Below are 17,799 nucleotides of genomic sequence, written 5' to 3' on the forward strand. Positions count from 1 at the left end.
ATCCGGAATGCTGGGATGCGAGTAATGTCGCTAGTAGAGGCAGGCTTGCGCATTAGGCCTCCTTGTTCAGCTGAGCTATTACCCAGGCATCTACTTCCAGGCTGCTCCAACCCACCGCGCGAGTGCCGATTTTGCGCGCTCTTGGGAAATCTCCCCGCTTCATCAACTCATAAATCCAAGCGCGGCCAAAGCCGGTGGCGTCCATGACTTGCCGCAAGCGGTAGATGCGGTGCTCCGCGCGGGTGAAGCGATTGAAGGGAGTGGTAGCGATGGCGGACATAGCCAAACCTCCTGTGCGCTCGGTGGCGCGTAGTGGAATTGGCTACCGATTAAATACATCGGAACGGTGGCCGACCATGCCGAGATTTGACTGCTTAATTTTTCCGGAGGGATTTAGGCGGTGAGTCTTTCCGCGCACTCCTCGATCGAGGCAAGTGCTTCAAGCTCGGCAAGGTGCTGCGCTATTTCGATGCGCAGCTTTGGGACTGTTTTTCGAAAACTGTCGCCTCCTTTCCGATAGCCCACCGCTTCGGACATTAGCTGATATGAGATTCGGTTTTCTGTCAGCTCCATCCAGATAAAAAGATCAAGGTATGGCAGAAGGCCGTAGCTGGCCCAGCTCTTATAGGCAGGTAATTCTCGTTTGCTGACGGCGTCTTGCTGTGATCGAGCATCTTTCAACCATGCGTTGAAGGCGTCCATCAGCACGGAGTCGTTGGCGAGTAAATTGACCGAAAGGGAGCGAGAATGATCGCTGCGGTTCTCAATAGCTTCCTTGTTTAACGAGGCTGACAGCCAATTGCCAGTACTTATCATGTTTAACGTACCAATCCATTGCTCGGCTTTGCTGGAGGAGGCCGAACCCGCTAGCACGGCTATCCCACTTTTGAAGGCTATATCACCGAAGCTCAATGGTCTTACTGGACTTTCCGGTGTTTGCCAGTCGAAGCGAAAACAATCCGTAGGGTCTTTTCTGGCGCGCTCTGCTAAATCGTTCGCGTCAACGTTATCCCCTTTCGATATCAGTTCGAGAATAGACGCGCGATCTTTAAGAACAATCAGCCAATCGAAAGCATTAAAAGACACGCAAGACTCGTACTCTCGCAAGTCGAACCAGTCTGGCAAATCTTCAAGACGACTTACCTTTGCCAATTTTATGCCTCCTTTTAGCTTTCACGTTCAATCACATTGGCCAATCTAGCGGTTGAAACCCAACTGCGCCCCATCGGGCCTAGGCTCCGCCGGTGCTCGATAAGCTGCGTTTAAATCGCCATGGATTAGGTTTGCCGCTGGTAGCGTGGTAATGAACTGCGCCCATTCGTCCATTAGCGCCCGGCGCTTTTCCAGGAAGCCGGAGCGGGAGTAGGCTGCCTCAGTTTGGTCGCGTTCATCATGAGCTAGCGCTAGCTCACAAACCTCGCGCGGGTAATGCGTCCGCTCGTTTGCCCAGTCGCGGAAACTAGATCGGAAACCATGGCGAGTAACGTCGTCGTGTCCCAGGCTATGTAGCAAGTTGCGGATGGCATTCGCATGGATGGCACCGGACTTACCTTGGCCCGGAAAAAGAAAAGGGCTGCCATCAATGGGTTGCAGCTCCTTGAGCATTTCCACAGCTGGTCGTGCTAGCGGGATATCAAATGCTTTGCGCATCTTCATACGTTCGGCAGGCAGCGACCAAACGCCGGCGTTAAGGTCGAACTCCTCCCATGAAGCCAGTCGGATCATCTGCGCTCGAGCCCCGGTGAATATCATCAGGCGAGCGGCAACGGCGGCGTTTGAATCGTGGGCGGCGAGCGTTGTCATTAGTGCCGGTACGTCCTGCCATTTCATCGCGGCGAAGTGCTCGCGCTTGCGGGCTTGCTTCTTTTCCGCGCGGCTCAGCAAGTTGTCCAGGTGCCCTCGCCAACGAGCCGGATTGTCGCCCTTGCGCAGTCTGCGGGACTTGGCAGCGTCTAGTATCTGTTCGATTTGTCCGCGCACTTCATCAGCAGTGCGGGTCTTGCTACCCCAGATAGGTTGCAGGACGCGCAAGACGTCCTCGGTTTCGATATCGCCTGCGGACTTCTTGCCAATGGTCGGGAAGGCGTATAGCTCGAGCTTGCGTAGCCAGCCCTTGCGCCACTTTGCTGACCATGTAGAGCTGTGCGCGGTGTGGTAGTCAATGGCGAGCGATTGGAAGGTCACGCGCTGCGCTTCTTTTGCCCGCTGTGACTCTCGCTCGGCTTCTCGCTGGGCATCCCTGGCAGCCATCGGATCGATGCCGTTTGCCAGTTGCTTGCGATGCCCGGCAGCGACAAGGCGCGCTTCCTTCAAGCTCACCTTGGGATAGCTGCCGATGCCCATCTCCCGGCGCTTGCCCCCGATCTGAAAGCGAAGTACCCATGACTTACGTCCGGATGGTTTTACGGCTAGGCGCAGGCCCTCGCCATCCTCATGCGTGCCCGGTTCGCTCAGGTTCTCGACCTGCTTCGAATTCAGCTTGCCCATGCTTCCCTCCATGGGTGGGGGAGCGGCAATCATTCCCCCACTTGTTCCCCCACTTCACCCCCGGATGAGGCAAGAGGCGGCTGGCTGTCGATGGACGCATATTAGGCCGTAGCCCGCATAGCGTCTAGGTCTGATGGAGGTGGGCAGAAATCACTAGACAATAAAAAAGCCGGCTTGTGGCCGGCTTTCCGTTAGCGGTATTGGCTTATTTTTGGTAAGCCGCCACAGCCTTGGTGATTGCTGCACGGGCGGCGTCGGCGCCTTCCCAGCCTTCGACCTTGACCCACTTGCCCTTCTCGAGATCCTTGTAGTTCTCGAAGAAGTGCTTGATCTGCTCGATCAGTAGTGGCGGCAGGTCGGTGTATTCCTTCACATCCACGTACAGCTGGCTCAGCTTGTCGTGCGGGACGGCGATCAGCTTGGCGTCGCCGCCGGCTTCGTCGGTCATGTTCAGCACGCCTACCGGACGGCAGCGGATGACGGAGCCTGGGGCAACCGGGTAGGGGGTCACGACCAGTACGTCGAGCGGGTCGCCGTCATCGGCAAGGGTGTGCGGGATGAAGCCGTAGTTCGCCGGGTAGAACATCGGCGTGGCCATGAAGCGGTCAACGAACAGGCAGTCGGTGTCGTGATCGATTTCGTATTTGATCGGCGCGTGGTTGGCCGGGATTTCGATGGCGACATAGATGTCGTTTGGCAGGTCTTTGCCGGCCGGGACTTTGCTGTAGCTCATGAACATTGCTCCGTGGTCGGCCGAGGCGGCCTGGGGCGAAAAAAGTGGGCGCGATTATAGGCGCACTGTCGGGCGTTTTGCCATGCCAGTGGTGGCGAAGCTCACTGGACTGGCAATGCGCGCATTCGACGGCCGGAAATCAGTGAGGTTCCGCGTACTGCGGATGGCTCTGCTGCAGTTGCTGCAAGCGCATCAGCGGGTCCTGTCGATAGAAGCTTGCAAGCTGCCGGTAGACCTCGGGGTAAGCCTCATGCAGGACGTCCGGTGCACTGAAGAGATACTCGCTGGTGACGGCAAAGAACTCGGCTGGGTTCTCCGCGGCGTAGGGATCGATTGCCGTGTCGGCGTCGGGATCGGCGTCCAGTGTGGCGTTGAGCGAGTCGTACGCGCTCTGCATCGTGTGCGCCCAGTCCTCGATGCGCATGTTGCGGTGCAGCGGCGGCAGGCCGTTGGCATCGCCGTTGAGCATGTCGAGCTTGTGCGCGAGTTCGTGAATCACCAGGTTGTAGCCTTCCCAGGCGCCGCTTTCCTGCACGCCCGGCCAGGCCAGGATCACCGGACCCTGCAGCCAGGCTTCACCGCTGTGCTCGCCGTCCCACTCGTGCACGACACCGGCCGAATCGCGGTGTTTCTGTGGGCTGTGGAAGTCGCCCGGATAGATGACGATTTCATGGAAGCCCTGGTACCAGTTCAGATCGGCGAGATGCAGCAGCGGCAGCTGAGCCTGGGCCGCCAGTCGTAGGCGGTCTTCCGTCTGCAGCTCGACGCCAGCCAGGGCGGTGATTCGCTTGGCATGCAGAAACAGGATGCTGCGCTGGTAGAGCCGCTCGGTTTCCTCTGCAGTCAGGCCGTCGAGAATCGGCAGGCTGTCGAGCACGCGCTGCCAGACGGTGGGCTCGATGGCGAAGCGGGCGAGGATGCGCTTGCGGTGCCAATCGCGAAAAGACCACATGGGAGAGCTTCCAGCCTGGGGACCCAAACCTTAAGCGGGGCGAGGGTCTGCGGCAAGCGATCAGGCTGGCAGCGGCGTCGCTGAAATGTTCGATCGTTGGCCCAGTTTGTCGGGGTTGACCACCGAGTAGATGGTCACGACGCGTTGGCCATCGCTGACCAGCGTCATGGCGGCGTGAATGCGCTCGCCACAGCGGATCACCACGCCGGGTTCGCCGTTGATCGATTCGACGCTGGCACGCCACTGGCCGGCGGCGCGGCGTGCGATGCCAATGGCCAGTCGATGCGCGGCCCGCACGCCGTGCACGACTTTCGAGGCGGCGGCCGCCTGGCCGCCGCCGTCCGCCACCCAGTTGACCTCGTCAGCCAGCAGGTCGACGAAGGCATCGCCGCCCGGCGCCAGCAAAGCCTCGGCGAAGCGCTCGACCAGCCGTCGATGTGCCTGCGGATCCACCGTGAAGCGCGGCTGAGTTTCACGTATCCGTTTGCGCGCACGGCTGACGATCTGCCGGCTGGCGGCCGCTTGTTTGCCCAGCACTTGTGCGATCTCGTCATAGCTGCAATCGAACACCTCGCGCAGCAGCAGCGCTGCGCGTTCCTCGGCGGCCAGGCGTTCCAGCGCGACCATGAACGCCATGGACAGGTCGGCTCGCAGATCGATGGCCTGCTCGGCTTGGTTGCCGGTAAACCCCAGCAGCGGTTCCGGCAGCCACGGACCGTAATAGTCCTCCTGACGAGCACGGCGCTGGCGCAACTGATCGATGCCCAGGCGCGTCACCACTGTAACCAGCCAGGCTTCGGCGTCGCGGATCGAGGTGCAGTCGGCCTCGCTCCACTTGAACCAGGCATCCTGCAGCAGATCTTCGGCGTCCACGCGGCTGCCCAGTAGCCGATAGGCGAGGCCGAAGAGCTTCGGCCGCAGCCCCTGATAGAAATCGATCTTGTCGTTCACGTTCGCTCCGCAGGCATTCCTCTCCAGCATGAACGAATGAGCCCGGTCGATTGTGACAGCGCCTCCGCTGGAGGCTGGGCTGTCACACATCGACAAAGGCATGCGTCCTGGCAGTGTCATTTTCGACACTGCCTATGGAGCGATCTTGCCATGACCACACGACTGGATTTTCTGAAACATGTCGATGCGTTGCCGATGCAGGCACTGACTGCCGTCAGCGCCTATGTGCATGAGAGCGACATCGATCCGCAGCTGCGCATGCTCATCGATCTGCGCGCCTCGCAGCTCAACGGCTGCGCCTATTGTCTCGACATGCACACCAAGGACCTGCTGGGGATGGATACGCCGCTGCCGCGCATCTATCTGCTGCCCGCCTGGCGCGAGACGGCCGTCTACAGCCCTGCCGAGCGAGCGGCTCTGGCCTGGACCGAGGCGGTGACCGAACTGCCTGATGGCGCCTCGCTGGATCGCTGCTATCGCGACCTGGCCGAGCACTATTCGCCACGCGCCATTACCCAGCTGACCTTTGCCATCATTGCGATCAACGGATGGAACCGCCTCAATGTGGCCTTCGGTCGCGAGCCCGACGACTATCGCACCGGCGATCTGCAGCCTCGCTTCACTCAGGCGTTGCAACGCTTCGAGGATCTACGGCCGGCGCCACGTACCTGAACCTGTATGGAGACGAACATGAGCGAACCCCGAAATACCCTGACGTTGCTCAATCCGCCCGGCCTGTACGACCCGGCACCGAATGGCTATTCGCATGTCGGCATCGTGCCGGCTGGTACGCGGTTGGCGTTCATCGCTGGCCAGGGCGGCGAAACGGCGGACGGTCGGCTGCCGAGCGATTTCCAGCAGCAGGTGCGGCAAGCCATGGACAATCTTTCGATCGCCATCGAGGCCGCCGGAGGGCGACCGTCGCAGGTGGTCAAGCTGACGGTACTGATCGTCGATCACAGTGAGCAGCGCCTGGGCATCCTCGGCGAGGAGTTGGCGCGGCTGTTTGGCGAGCAGCTGAAACCGACCTGTACGCTGATTCCGGTGCCGCGGCTGGCACTGGACGGGATGCTGTTCGAAATCGATGCGGTGGTGGCGTTGACGGAAGCCTGATCCGTTGACTTGGGGGCGTCACTGGTCCGACGCTGTTGTGGGTGAGACAGCTTTGCCGCCTCGCCCCACGTGCAGCCGCAGCTTCGGCGAATGCGTTTGGCTTAACCGAGCAGGAAGTTGCCCGCTTTCGGCGTGCCTTCATCCAAGCTGAGCACGTCCGCTTCGTCCTTGAGCGTCACGCCCGAGAGCTGGCGGCGGCAGGCTTCGCGCATCAGATGGATCAGCCTGTGGGCGGCGAGGTTGTAGCTCAGGCCTTCCAGGCGGATGTTGGAAATGCAGTTGCGGTCGGCATCGGTGCGGCCGACTTTCGGCGCGAAGGTGAAGTACAGGCCGAGGCTGTCCGGCGAGCTGAGGCCGGGGCGTTCGCCCACGAGCATCACCACCATTTTCGCCTTGAGCCGCTCGCCGACCTCGTCACCGAGCGCGACGCGGCTTTGTTGTACCAGGCAGATCGGCGCGAGGCTCCAGCCGTCCTTTTCGATCTGCTCCTCGATGCGCTGGAGCAAGGGCAGGGCGTGACGCTGCACCGCCAGCGCCGACAGGCCATCGGCGATGACGATGGCCAGGTCGTAGCCCGCCGCGTGTTGCTGCGCGTGATCGTTCACCCGCTCGGTCGAGTCGTCGCTCAATCGCCGTCCGAGGTCGGGGCGTTGCAGATAGGTATTCCGGTCCGCTGCTGCGCTATGCAGCCGCAATACACGGTGGCCGCGATGCTCCAGTTGCTCGGCGAGGTCATCAGTATCGAGGGAAAGATGCACGGCATCGCGTGCCTGGGCATGGGCGAACTGAAAATCCAGCTGGGCGTCGGTCGGCAGGCTGGCGCCCGCGCGGCCCAGGGCGATGCGGGCCGGGGTGAGCTGACGCAGGTGGCTCCAGGGGTTGGTGATTGCGGTGGGCGGGCGCGTGCTCATTCTGTTGCTCCGTTAATGTATTCGGCGGACGGTGATCACGTATCGCTCTACCCATCGGGCTCGCTCATGGCCTTGATCGCCAACAAGCTGGCTCCTACAAAAATGGGCATGGCGTATGTGTGCGGTGACGCTTTTCGTAGGAGCCAGCTTGCTGGCGAATCGGTTCGAAACGACTGTGCCGGTCAGGTTCGCGAGCAAGGACTGGGCGTCCCCCTCGTTCCTGCGGGAGGCGCAGTGCCTCAACATCGTCATACCATCCGCTCCAGCGCCTGTCGAAACGCTGGTGGTAATTGGTCGCCCATCTGCAGGCGGCCGCCGTCCTGGCGCAGGATGTCCATTTTCGCCAGCCATTCTTCGAATTCTGGCGCCGGCCTGAGCCCTAGGCTCTGGCGCAGGTAGAGGGCATCGTGAAAGGAGGTGGTCTGGTAGTTGAGCATCACGTCGTCCGAGCCGGGGATGCCCATGATGAAGTTGATGCCGGCAGTGCCGAGCAGGGTCAGCAGCACGTCCATATCGTCCTGATCGGCTTCGGCGTGGTTGGTGTAGCAAATGTCGCAGCCCATGGGCACGCCGAGCAGCTTGGCGCAGAAGTGATCTTCCAGCCCGGCGCGGATGATCTGCTTGCCGTTGTAGAGGTATTCCGGGCCGATGAAACCGACCACGGTATTGACCAGCAGCGGCTTGAACTTGCGCGCCACGGCATAGGCGCGCGCCTCGCACGTTTGCTGGTCGACGCCATGGTGCGCACTGGCCGACAAGGCGCTGCCCTGGCCGGTTTCGAAGTACATCAGGTTATCGCCGACCGTGCCGCGCTTCTGCGACAGGCCGGCCTCGTAGCCCTCCTGCAGCACGGCGAGGTTGATGCCGAAACTGCTATTGGCCGCCTCGGTGCCGGCGATGGACTGGAATACCAGATCCAGCGGCGCACCGCGGTTGATCGCTTCGATGGAGGTGGTGACGTGGGTGAGGATGCAGCCCTGAGTCGGGATTTCGTAGCGCTGGATGATGGCGTCGAGCATCTTCAACAGTTCGCAGATGCCGCTGGTGCTGTCGGTGGCCGGGTTGATGCCGATCACCGCGTCGCCGTTGCCGTAGAGCAGGCCGTCGACGATGCTCGCGGCGATGCCGGCGGCCTCGTCGGTCGGGTGGTTGGGCTGCAGGCGGGTGGACATGCGCCCGCGCAGGCCGATGGTGTTGCGGAATCGGCTGACCACGCGGACTTTCTGCGCCACCAGGATCAGGTCCTGCACGCGCATGATCTTCGATACCGCGGCGACCATCTCCGGCGTCAGTCCCGGCGATAAGGCTTTCAGCGAGGCTTCATCGGCGTCGTCACCCAGCAGCCAGTTGCGGAAATCACCGACGGTCAGGTGACTGACCGGGGCGAAGGCTGCTGCGTCGTGGCTGTCGATGATCAGGCGGGTGACTTCATCGGTTTCGTAAGGGATCAGCGCTTCGTCGAGGAAGCGCTTGAGCGGGATCTGCGCCAGGCACATCTGTGCGGCGACGCGCTCGGCGTCGCTGCCCGCCGCGACTTCGGCGAGGAAGTCGCCGGAGCGCGCCGGGCTGGCCTTGGCCATGACCTCGCGCAGGCTGTCGAAGCGCCAATTGGTGCCGCCTACGCTGTGGGTGTATCCCGCCATGACAGGTCTCCAATCAGTTCAGCGATGCCTCGGCGTTCTCGATCGCCGCGAATTCCTCTTCCGGCGTGCCGGCCACCAGGTGATGCCGGCTGTAGAAGGCGAAGTAGGCGATGAATATTCCGTAGATCACCACGGCGGCGATCACCACCCGAGGATCGACCAGGAAACCGGCCACCACTGCGATGCAGGCCAACACCAGCGCCACCCCGGAAGTCAGCACGCCGCCGGGCGTCTTGTACGGACGGTGCATGTCCGGCCGGCGCAGGCGCAGGACGATATGCGAGGCCATCATCAGCACGTAGGAGATGGTCGCACCGAACACCGCGACGAGAATCAGCAGGTCGCCCTGGCCGGTCAGTGAGAGCAGGAAGCCGATGATGCCCGGAATAACCAGCGCCATGACCGGCGCCTTGTTCTTGTTGGTCAGCGACAGTTTGCGCGGCAGGTAGCCGGCCCGCGACAGCGCGAAGATCTGCCGCGAGTAGGCGTAGATGATCGAGAAGAAGCTGGCGATCAGCCCGGCCAACCCGACCAGATTGACGAAGCCGCTCATCCAGGTGGACGAGCCATAGGCGATGGTAAGCGCTTCGACCAGCGGGTTGCCGGACTCGACCAGTGTGCTGGAACCCGCACCACCGGGGCCGACCAGCAGGATCAGCCCGGCAAAGGCCACCAGAATCAGCATGGCGCCGATCAGCCCGCGCGGCATATCACGCTGTGGATTCTTGGTTTCTTCGGCAGCCAGCGGCACGCCTTCGACCGCAAGGAAGAACCAGATCGCGTAGGGAATCGCCGCCCAGATGCCGACATAGCCGTAGGGCAGAAAGCTGCTGGCGCCTGCGGCGGTGGTCGGTGCGATGTCGAGCAGCTTGTCCACAGAGAAATGCGGCACCATCGCGACGATGAACACGCCCAGGGCCAGCGCGGCGACCGCGGTGATGATGAACATCAGCTTCAGCGCCTCGCCGACACCGAAGATGTGAATGCCGATAAAGATGATGTAGAAGGCCAGGTAAATCGCCCAGCCGCCGATGCCGAACAGCGACTCGCAGTAGGCGCCGATAAATACCGCGATGGCCGCCGGCGCGATGGCATATTCGATAAGGATCGCCGTGCCGGTGAGAAAACCGCCCAGGGGGCCGAACGCGCTACGGGCGAAGCCGTAACCCCCGCCTGCGGTGGGAATCATCGAGGACAGCTCGGCCAGCGAAAAACACATGCACAGGTACATGGTCGCCATCAGCAGTGTGGCGATGAACAACCCGCCCCAGCCGCCCTGAGCCAGGCCGAAGTTCCAGCCGGCGTAGTCGCCGGATATCACGTAGGCAACGCCCAGGCCTACCAGCAGCACCCAACCGGCGGCGCCTTTCTTCAGTTCGCGTTCCTTGAAATAGGTGCTGCCAACTGTTTCGAAATCGATGGCGTGATTTGGAGGTGTCGCACTGCTGTGTTCGAGAGCCATGGGAATCATCCTTTGATGGGTTCGGGTACGGCAGGATCGTTAAAGCAAGCGCTGTGCCTGGTGTTTTCTCACGCTCTGCTGCGCCTTATTGCAGGCACCGCCGCACCAGCCCGGCGCGCATGGCGTCGGGCTGGCACCTTGGTGGAGCGTTTCAGCGAGCGGGCTAGAAGAACCCGAGAGGATTGATGTCGTAGCTGATCAGCAGGTTCTTGGTCTGTTGATAGCTGTCGAGAATCATCTTGTGCGTCTCGCGACCGACGCCGGACTTCTTGTAGCCACCGAACGCCGCATGCGCGGGGTAGAGGTGGTAGCAGTTGGTCCAGACACGGCCAGCCTTGATCGCCCGGCCCATGCGGTAGGCGCGGTTGATGTCGCGGGTCCAGACGCCCGCTCCGAGGCCGTACTCGGTGTCGTTGGCGATTGCGAGTGCTTCGGCTTCGTCTTTGAAGGTGGTGACACCGATGACCGGGCCGAAAATTTCCTCTTGGAACACACGCATCTTGTTCGTGCCCTTGAGCAGCGTCGGCTGGATGTAATAGCCGGTGGCGAGTGAGCCTTCGAGTTTCTCCACACCGCCGCCAGTGAGTACTTCGGCGCCTTCCTGCTTGGCGATTTCCAGGTAGGACATGATCTTGTCGAATTGCTGCTGGCTGGCCTGTGCGCCGACCATGGTGTCGGTGTCCAGCGGATCGCCGCGCTTGATCTGCGAAACCTTCTTCATCACCGCTTCCATGAACGGCCCGTAGATCGACTCCTGCACCAGCGCCCGCGACGGACAGGTGCAGACTTCGCCCTGGTTGAAGAAGCCCAGCACCAGGCCTTCGGCGGCCTTCTCGATAAAGGTCGGCTCGGCCTGCATGATGTCTTCGAAGTAGATGTTCGGGCTTTTGCCACCCAGCTCGACGGTGCTCGGGATGATGCTCTCGGCGGCGCGCTTCATGATGTGCGAGCCCACCGGGGTCGAGCCGGTGAAAGCGATCTTGGCGATGCGCTTGCTGCTGGCCAAGGCCTCGCCGGCTTCACGGCCGTAGCCTTGCACGACGTTGAGCACGCCCGGCGGTAGCAGGTCACCGATCACCTCCATCAAAACGGCGATCCCCAGCGGCGTCTGCTCAGCGGGTTTCAGCACCACGCAATTGCCCGCCGCCAGAGCCGGCGCAAGCTTCCAGGCGGCCATCAGGATTGGGAAATTCCACGGGATGATTTGTCCGACTACGCCCAGTGGCTCGTGGAAATGATAGGACGCGGTGTTTTCATCGATCTCGGCGCTGGTGCCTTCCTGGGCGCGGATGCACCCGGCGAAGTAACGGAAGTGGTCGGCGGCCAGCGGAATGTCAGCGTTCAACGTCTCGCGCACGGCTTTGCCGTTGTCCCAGGTTTCGGTGATGGCGAGCATCTCGAGGTTCTGCTCGATGCGATCGGCAATCTGCAGCAGGACCAGCGAGCGCGCCTGCGCGCTGGTTTTGCCCCAGGCATCGGCAGCGGCATGGGCGGCGTCCAGGGCCTTTTCGATATCCGCCGCGTCGGAACGGGGGAATTCGGCGATGGGTTGACCGTTGACCGGGGACAGGTTGGTGAAATACTGGCCGTTGACCGGCTCGACGAACTCGCCGCCGATGAAGTTGCCGTAGCGGGACTTGAAGGAAACGACAGCGCCTTCGCTGCCGGGATGGGCGTAACGCATGGTGAGTCTCCGGGACTTGTAATTGTGTGGGACTACTGTAATTCAGCGTAGAACAAAGCCCGTTCGTCGGTTGGCGAGGCGACGTGCGGTGCGGCCGCTGGCGGGCCGGTGCTGTGCTAATCTGCGCCGCAGTTTTTGGCGCCGACGGGCGCGGCTGTGCCGCCTGATCCGATTGTTCGGCGCGGCGTTTTTCAGAGGTCATTCATGCATATCCACATTCTCGGCATCTGCGGCACCTTCATGGGCTCGCTGGCGGTGCTGGCCAAGGAACTGGGCCACCGCGTCACTGGCTCCGACGCCAACGTCTATCCCCCGATGAGCACCCAGCTGGAAGCCCAGGGTATCGAGCTGACCCAAGGCTACGAGCCCAGTCAGCTCGAACCGGCACCGGATCTGGTAGTAATCGGCAATGCGTTGTCGCGTGGCAACCCAGCGGTGGAGTACGTGCTGAACAAAGGGCTGCCCTACGTGTCCGGTCCGCAGTGGTTGGCCGATCACGTGTTGCAGGGGCGTTGGGTATTGGCCGCTGCCGGCACCCATGGCAAGACCACCACCAGCAGCATGCTCGCCTGGGTGCTGGAGCATGCCGGCATGAGCCCGGGCTTTCTCATCGGCGGTGTGCCGCAGAACTTCGGTATCTCGGCGCGGCTGGGCGGCACCCCGTTCTTCGTGGTCGAGGCGGATGAATACGACAGTGCCTTCTTCGACAAGCGCAGCAAGTTCGTCCATTACCGTCCGCGCACGGCGATCCTCAACAATCTGGAATTCGACCACGCCGATATTTTCCCGGACCTCGCCGCGATCGAAAGGCAGTTCCACCATCTGGTGCGAACCGTGCCGAGCGAAGGGCTGGTCATTCATCCCGAGTCAGAAGCAGCGCTCAAACGGGTGGTCGGCATGGGGTGCTGGACGCCAGTGCAGACAACCGGCGAAGGTGGGCAATGGCAGGCCAAGCTGCTCAGCGCCGACGGCTCGCGTTTCGAGGTCATCTTCGACGGTGCCGTGCAGGGCGTGGTGGACTGGGAGCTGACCGGCCAGCACAACGTCAACAATGCCTTGGCCACACTTGCAGCAGCCCGGCATGTCGGCGTATTGCCCAAGCAGGGCGCCGAGGCGCTGAGCGAGTTCTTGAGCGTCAAGCGGCGCATGGAAAAGGTCGCCGAGGTCAATGGCGTCACCATCTACGATGACTTCGCCCATCACCCGACCGCTATCGCCACGACCCTCGATGGCCTGCGCAAGCGGGTGGGCGATACGCCGATCATTGCCGTGATCGAGCCGCGTTCCAACTCCATGAAGCTTGGTGCTCACCGCGAAGGCCTGGCCGATTCGGTGGTATTGGCCGATCGGGCGATCTGGTACGCGCCGCCGAACCTCGGCTGGGATCTGGCCGCTACCGTGGCCGGCTCGCCGGTCGAGACGACCGTCTGCGATTCGCTGGACGCGATCATCGCCAAGGTGAAAGCCGACGCCAAACCGGGTACGCAGGTGGTGGTGATGAGCAATGGCGGTTTTGGTGGGTTGCACGTCAAGCTGGCCGCCGCTTTGAGCTGATCGCTCAAGGTGGAAAACGCTTCGCGGTTTTCCACCCTACGTAGGGTGGAAATCGCCGAAGGCATTTCCACGCGTAAGGTTGCGACGGTGAAAGCGCCAGCATCGGGTAACGGTGGAAAACGCTTCGCGATTTTCCACCCGCGAGTTTAGGAATACGGCGAATTTGTTTTCGAAGCGTCGCGAGCGAAGCTTAGGCAAGGCGAAACCTTGCGAGAAAGCGGAGCTTGCTGGTGCAAGTGAGCATTTCGAGTAAGGTTTCAACGCAGCATTAGCAAGCGCAGCAGCTTTGGGAGCAAATTCATGAGCGGACCGGAACGCATCACTTTGGCCATGACCGGCGCCTCCGGCGCGCAGTACGGCCTGCGCCTGCTCGACTGCCTGATTCAGGAAGACCGCGAGGTGCACTTCCTGATCTCCAAGGCCGCGCAGCTGGTGATGGCCACTGAGACCGATGTTGTGCTGCCGGCCAAGCCGCAGGCCATGCAGGCGTTTCTGTCGGAGTACACCGGCGCCGCGGCCGGGCAGATTCGGGTGTTTGCCAAGGAAGACTGGATGGCGCCCCCCGCCTCGGGCTCTGGCGCGCCGACCGCGATGGTGGTGCTGCCATGCTCGACGGGTACCCTGTCGGCCATCGCCACCGGTGCGTGCAACAACCTGATCGAGCGCGCCGCCGATGTCGTCCTCAAGGAGCGCCGCCAGTTGATCCTGGTCCCGCGTGAAGCGCCTTACTCGAGCATTCATCTGGAGAACATGCTCAAGCTGTCCAATCTCGGCGTGACCATCCTGCCGGCGTCGCCGGGCTTCTATCATCAACCGCAGACCATCGATGACCTCATCGACTTCGTCGTGGCGCGGATTCTCAACCTGCTCAACATTCCACAGGACATGCTGCCGCGCTGGGGAGAGCACCATATCGTCACCGACGACTGACACCATGGCGTGGGCTTGCGTGCGCGTCGCGATCCGATCATCCAACCTGAAGCGACGACAAGAGAGAGCGGCGATGAAGCGAGCAACCGTGCGATGCGGATCGACGTTACTTTTCGTCCTGCTGCTCTCCGGTTGCGCCACGGTGCGCACCCTCGACGCCGCCAAGCCCGGCGCGCCCATCGTCTATTCCGGCACTCGGCTGGACTGGTACAGCCTCAACGGCGGTTGCTGCCCGCTGGACCGCTTCGGGGCCAAAGCGCCGAAATATGCGGCCCTCGACCTGCCTGCCAGCGTTTTGTTGGACACCCTGCTACTGCCGCTCTCGCTCGCGGCCGTGCTTGGGCTGGGGATCAACGTACAAGGCGGTCTCTAACCCCTCGGTTCGATGCGCTTGCCTTCGTGACGAGGCTCGTTTGCCGATAAGTATTGGTTATCGCGCGATCAGCAGCTGTCACTAGGCAGCGCTCGCGGTGCTTCTTAGAGTGGCCGGCACCCAGAACAATAAAAGCGAGGAAAGACGATGAGGCTTTGCCTGATCGCGAATCCCGAGCGTGGCGCGCAAACGCCCGACATTCTCTATTCATATGATCAGAAGGCTGGCCTGCTGGGTCACCAGGCGGTTGGCGGAATCAACAACCGCCGTTCGGCACGACATGGTGCTTTTCCTGTAACCGCCCCTGCCCCTGAAAGCTGTATTCGATTCGTCAGGTTGACTCCGTGGCGTGGCGCCGGCCGCTTGCCCGCTCAATCGTTCGGGCGATTTCGATGTGAGAGTTGCCAACTGCATTTGACAGTCAATCATATGATGATAGGGTTCGGTAGACTCAAGGGCAGTCGCACAGAGGCTCGCATGTCGAACAACTATCACAGCGCAACGGTGGAATGGCTGGGTTCCTGGATCGCCTCGGGCAAGGTTCAACCTGGCGAGACGCTCAAGGTCGAAGCCGGTCTCTGCGAAGAGCTGGGCGTCAGCCGCACCGTGATCCGCGAAGCGATCAAGACGCTGGTGGCCAAGGGCATGCTCGACGTCGGGCCGAAGGTGGGCACACGAGTGACGCCGGTGCGTTCTTGGAATCTGTTCGACGTCCAGGTCGTAGGTTGGTTGGCTGAGAACGGCCTGCCGGAAAGTTTCGTGATGGACCTGATCGATCTGCGCCGAACCATCGAACCGACCGCCGTGCGCTGGGCATGTGAACGCGCGACGCCGAAGCAGATTGCTGAAATCCAGGCTGCCTATCAGGCGCTTGCCGCGTCCCTGGGCGACAAGGACGACTACAACCGCGCCGACAAGCTCTTCCACGAGGCGGTGCTTGCTGCCAGCCACAACCAATTCATCGAACGCATGGTGCCCGCGCTGGGCGCCTTGCTGGCGGTGTCCTTCGAAGTGTCATCGACGGTGCCTGACGAACTCGGCCTGACCCTGCCGCTGCACAAGGAAATTGCCGACGCCATCGCCAGCCGCGATGGCGCGCGCGGGGTCTGGGCGTGCATGACGCTGATCGAGCGTGCGGCCCTGACCATTTCACGTCATTACCCCGAGCTGGTCGTATTACGCGGCGAGCAGACTGCGCCATAAAAACAATGAAAGCGGAGTGCGACCATGCAATGGCTGCCCATCTCGCAACAACGTTATCTGCTGGCCGAAGGCCCTTTCTGGGATGGCCGGCAGCAGACGCTCTACTGGGTCGATATAGTCGGCCGACGGGCCTGCCGGCTGGGCACGGACGGCTACCGTCAGTGGCAGCTGGCCGAGCCGGTCTCGGCGTTCATTCCCTGCCGGCGTGGCGACGCGCTGGTAACCCTGGCCAGCGGCGTCTACCGCCTCGACCTCCACGCCGCTGACGACGCGTCTGCGCTCAAGCGCTTCTGCATCGCCGACGGTACGCCCGGCAACCGCGCCAACGAGGCGCGCTGCGATGCCCAGGGGCGGCTCTGGCTCGGCACCATGCAGAACAACATCGATGAGGATGGCGGCGACCTGCCTATCACCCGGCGTTCCGGTGGTCTGTTTCGAGTCGATCCGGATGGTTCGGTCACGCAGCTGCTCAGCGATCTGGGCATCGTCAATACGCTGCTGTGGAACGAGGCGGGTGATCGCGTCATCTGCGGCGACACGCTGGACGAATCGCTGTACAGCCACCGCGTCGCTGACGACGGGCAGCTGATCGATCGAGACACCTGGGCCGGCCCGCATCCGCGTGGCGTGCCTGACGGCTCCGCCCTAGATGCCCAGGGCTACGTCTGGAACGCCCGCTGGGGCGGTAGCTGCCTGCTGCGTTTCGCACCGGATGGCTGCCTGGATCGCATCGTCGAACTGCCCGTCAGTCACCCCACCAGCTGCGTATTCGGCGGGGCCGACCTGACCCATTTGTATGTCACCTCCGCCAGGACGGGCGAGGCGCCGACTGAACTGGACGGCGCCGTGCTGATGGCTGATGTCGGTATCACCGGCACGCCTTGTACACGTTTCGCCGGTTGATCTGTTTATCCGGCCGCACCGCGGCCACTTAACTGCTTAGGAGTTGTTCACATGGCTTCACCGCTTTCACTGCCACCGACACCCGAACCCCAACGCGGCGAACGCCTGAAAGGCAAGGTCGTGGTCGTCACCGGCGGCGCTCAGGGCATCGGCGAGGCCATCGTCGCCTGCTTCCAGGCGCAGCAAGCCAAAGTCGTTATTGGGGACATCCAGGGCGAGAAGGCCGAGCGAGTGGCTGCTGGCTGGCGCGAGCGGGGCGGTGAAGTGCGTGCACAGAAAACCGACGTCACCCGACCCGCCGAGCTCGAGGCTCTGATTGCCCTGGCGATGGAGCACTACGGCCAGGTCGATGTGCTGGTTAACTGCGCCGGGGTCAACGTGTTCCGCGACCCGCTGGAAATGACCGAAGAGGACTGGCGGCGTTGTTTCGCCATTGATCTGGACGGCGTCTGGTTCGGCTGCAAGGCAGTGCTGCCGCATATGGTGCAACGCGGCGTCGGCAACATCATCAATATCGCCTCGGTTCACTCGACCAACATCATTCCCGGCTGCTTTCCATACCCCGTCGCCAAGCACGGCCTGCTCGGGCTGACTCGCGCACTGGGCATCGAATATGCGCCCAAGGGCATCCGCGTCAACGCCATCGCGCCGGGCTACATCGAGACGCAGCTCAACGTCGATTACTGGAACGATTTCGCCGACCCCCACGCCGAGCGCCAGCGCGCCTTCGACATGCATCCGCCGCGGCGCATCGGTCAGCCGATCGAGGTAGCGATGACCGCATTGTTTCTGGCGACCGATGAGGCGCCGTTCATTAACGCGTCCTGCATCACCATTGATGGTGGGCGTTCGGTGCTCTACCACGATTGACCCGCTACAGGGATTCGCTTCAAGAGGCTG

General features: G+C 62.1%; 18 protein-coding genes. 8 read left to right on the plus strand and 10 right to left on the minus strand.

Annotation, left to right across the window (positions count from 1 at the left end):
* Nucleotides 1-52: 52 nt before the first annotated feature.
* The 6 genes from DQ405_RS15725 to sigJ all read right to left on the minus strand — a co-directional run bounded on the left by DQ405_RS15725 (nucleotide 53) and on the right by sigJ (nucleotide 5,123).
* Nucleotides 53-280 carry a helix-turn-helix transcriptional regulator gene (locus DQ405_RS15725; RefSeq protein ID WP_168425092.1) on the minus strand — a complete coding sequence of 76 codons (228 nt, stop codon included), beginning with the start codon at nucleotides 278-280 and terminating at the stop codon, nucleotides 53-55.
* 113 nt (nucleotides 281-393) lie between these two features.
* Nucleotides 394-1,152, minus strand: coding sequence for a DUF6387 family protein (locus tag DQ405_RS15730; RefSeq protein ID WP_168425093.1), 759 nt, complete (start codon nucleotides 1,150-1,152; stop codon nucleotides 394-396).
* Between the two features lie 45 nt (nucleotides 1,153-1,197).
* Entirely contained in the window at nucleotides 1,198-2,487 is a 1,290-nt protein-coding gene (locus DQ405_RS15735) for a tyrosine-type recombinase/integrase (protein ID WP_168425094.1), read from the minus strand.
* A 205-nt stretch (nucleotides 2,488-2,692) separates the two neighbouring features.
* Nucleotides 2,693-3,220 (minus strand): inorganic diphosphatase, encoded by a 528-nt coding sequence (gene ppa, locus DQ405_RS15740; protein ID WP_045163730.1) that lies wholly within the window; start codon nucleotides 3,218-3,220, stop codon nucleotides 2,693-2,695.
* A gap of 139 nt (nucleotides 3,221-3,359) precedes the next feature.
* A complete protein-coding gene (locus DQ405_RS15745; RefSeq protein WP_168425095.1) occupies nucleotides 3,360-4,172 on the minus strand; it encodes a M90 family metallopeptidase in 813 nt (270 codons plus the stop codon).
* 60 nt (nucleotides 4,173-4,232) lie between these two features.
* Nucleotides 4,233-5,123: an RNA polymerase sigma factor SigJ gene (gene sigJ, locus DQ405_RS15750; protein WP_168425096.1), complete on the minus strand. Its 891-nt coding sequence runs from the start codon at nucleotides 5,121-5,123 to the stop codon at nucleotides 4,233-4,235.
* Nucleotides 5,124-5,273: 150 nt separating this feature from the next.
* Between sigJ and DQ405_RS15755 the strand changes: the two genes are divergently transcribed.
* Both DQ405_RS15755 and DQ405_RS15760 read left to right on the plus strand, forming a co-directional pair.
* On the plus strand, nucleotides 5,274-5,795 hold the full coding sequence (locus DQ405_RS15755) for a carboxymuconolactone decarboxylase family protein (protein WP_168425097.1): 522 nt from the start codon (nucleotides 5,274-5,276) through the stop codon (nucleotides 5,793-5,795).
* Between the two features lie 18 nt (nucleotides 5,796-5,813).
* Nucleotides 5,814-6,236, plus strand: coding sequence for a RidA family protein (locus DQ405_RS15760; protein ID WP_168425098.1), 423 nt, complete (start codon nucleotides 5,814-5,816; stop codon nucleotides 6,234-6,236).
* A gap of 101 nt (nucleotides 6,237-6,337) precedes the next feature.
* Here DQ405_RS15760 and eutC read toward each other — a convergent pair whose 3' ends face one another.
* The 4 genes from eutC to exaC all read right to left on the minus strand — a co-directional run bounded on the left by eutC (nucleotide 6,338) and on the right by exaC (nucleotide 11,936).
* Nucleotides 6,338-7,147 carry an ethanolamine ammonia-lyase subunit EutC gene (eutC, locus tag DQ405_RS15765; protein ID WP_168425099.1) on the minus strand — a complete coding sequence of 270 codons (810 nt, stop codon included), beginning with the start codon at nucleotides 7,145-7,147 and terminating at the stop codon, nucleotides 6,338-6,340.
* Between the two features lie 248 nt (nucleotides 7,148-7,395).
* A complete protein-coding gene (locus DQ405_RS15770; protein ID WP_168425100.1) occupies nucleotides 7,396-8,790 on the minus strand; it encodes an ethanolamine ammonia-lyase subunit EutB in 1,395 nt (464 codons plus the stop codon).
* Between the two features lie 13 nt (nucleotides 8,791-8,803).
* Nucleotides 8,804-10,252, minus strand: coding sequence for an ethanolamine permease (gene eat / locus DQ405_RS15775; protein ID WP_168425101.1), 1,449 nt, complete (start codon nucleotides 10,250-10,252; stop codon nucleotides 8,804-8,806).
* Between the two features lie 163 nt (nucleotides 10,253-10,415).
* Complete coding sequence (gene exaC / locus DQ405_RS15780; protein WP_045160722.1) at nucleotides 10,416-11,936, minus strand: acetaldehyde dehydrogenase ExaC; 1,521 nt, start codon at nucleotides 11,934-11,936, stop codon at nucleotides 10,416-10,418.
* Nucleotides 11,937-12,140: 204 nt separating this feature from the next.
* Between exaC and mpl the strand changes: the two genes are divergently transcribed.
* The 6 genes from mpl (at nucleotide 12,141) to DQ405_RS15810 (ending at nucleotide 17,769) form a co-directional block, all read left to right on the plus strand.
* Entirely contained in the window at nucleotides 12,141-13,490 is a 1,350-nt protein-coding gene (gene mpl / locus DQ405_RS15785; protein WP_168425102.1) for a UDP-N-acetylmuramate:L-alanyl-gamma-D-glutamyl-meso-diaminopimelate ligase, read from the plus strand.
* A 300-nt stretch (nucleotides 13,491-13,790) separates the two neighbouring features.
* Nucleotides 13,791-14,420 carry a flavin prenyltransferase UbiX gene (gene ubiX / locus DQ405_RS15790; protein WP_168425103.1) on the plus strand — a complete coding sequence of 210 codons (630 nt, stop codon included), beginning with the start codon at nucleotides 13,791-13,793 and terminating at the stop codon, nucleotides 14,418-14,420.
* A 73-nt stretch (nucleotides 14,421-14,493) separates the two neighbouring features.
* The gene (locus tag DQ405_RS15795; RefSeq protein ID WP_168425104.1) at nucleotides 14,494-14,793 is read left to right on the plus strand and encodes a YceK/YidQ family lipoprotein; all 300 of its coding nucleotides are present in this window, start codon (nucleotides 14,494-14,496) and stop codon (nucleotides 14,791-14,793) included.
* Nucleotides 14,794-15,270: 477 nt separating this feature from the next.
* Nucleotides 15,271-15,996, plus strand: coding sequence for a FadR/GntR family transcriptional regulator (locus DQ405_RS15800; protein ID WP_045160726.1), 726 nt, complete (start codon nucleotides 15,271-15,273; stop codon nucleotides 15,994-15,996).
* A 24-nt stretch (nucleotides 15,997-16,020) separates the two neighbouring features.
* Nucleotides 16,021-16,899 carry an SMP-30/gluconolactonase/LRE family protein gene (locus DQ405_RS15805; RefSeq protein WP_168425105.1) on the plus strand — a complete coding sequence of 293 codons (879 nt, stop codon included), beginning with the start codon at nucleotides 16,021-16,023 and terminating at the stop codon, nucleotides 16,897-16,899.
* Nucleotides 16,900-16,950: 51 nt separating this feature from the next.
* Complete coding sequence (locus tag DQ405_RS15810; protein ID WP_168425106.1) at nucleotides 16,951-17,769, plus strand: SDR family oxidoreductase; 819 nt, start codon at nucleotides 16,951-16,953, stop codon at nucleotides 17,767-17,769.
* Nucleotides 17,770-17,799 lie beyond the last annotated feature (30 nt).

It is taken from the genome of Pseudomonas sp. SST3 (assembly GCF_003325755.1).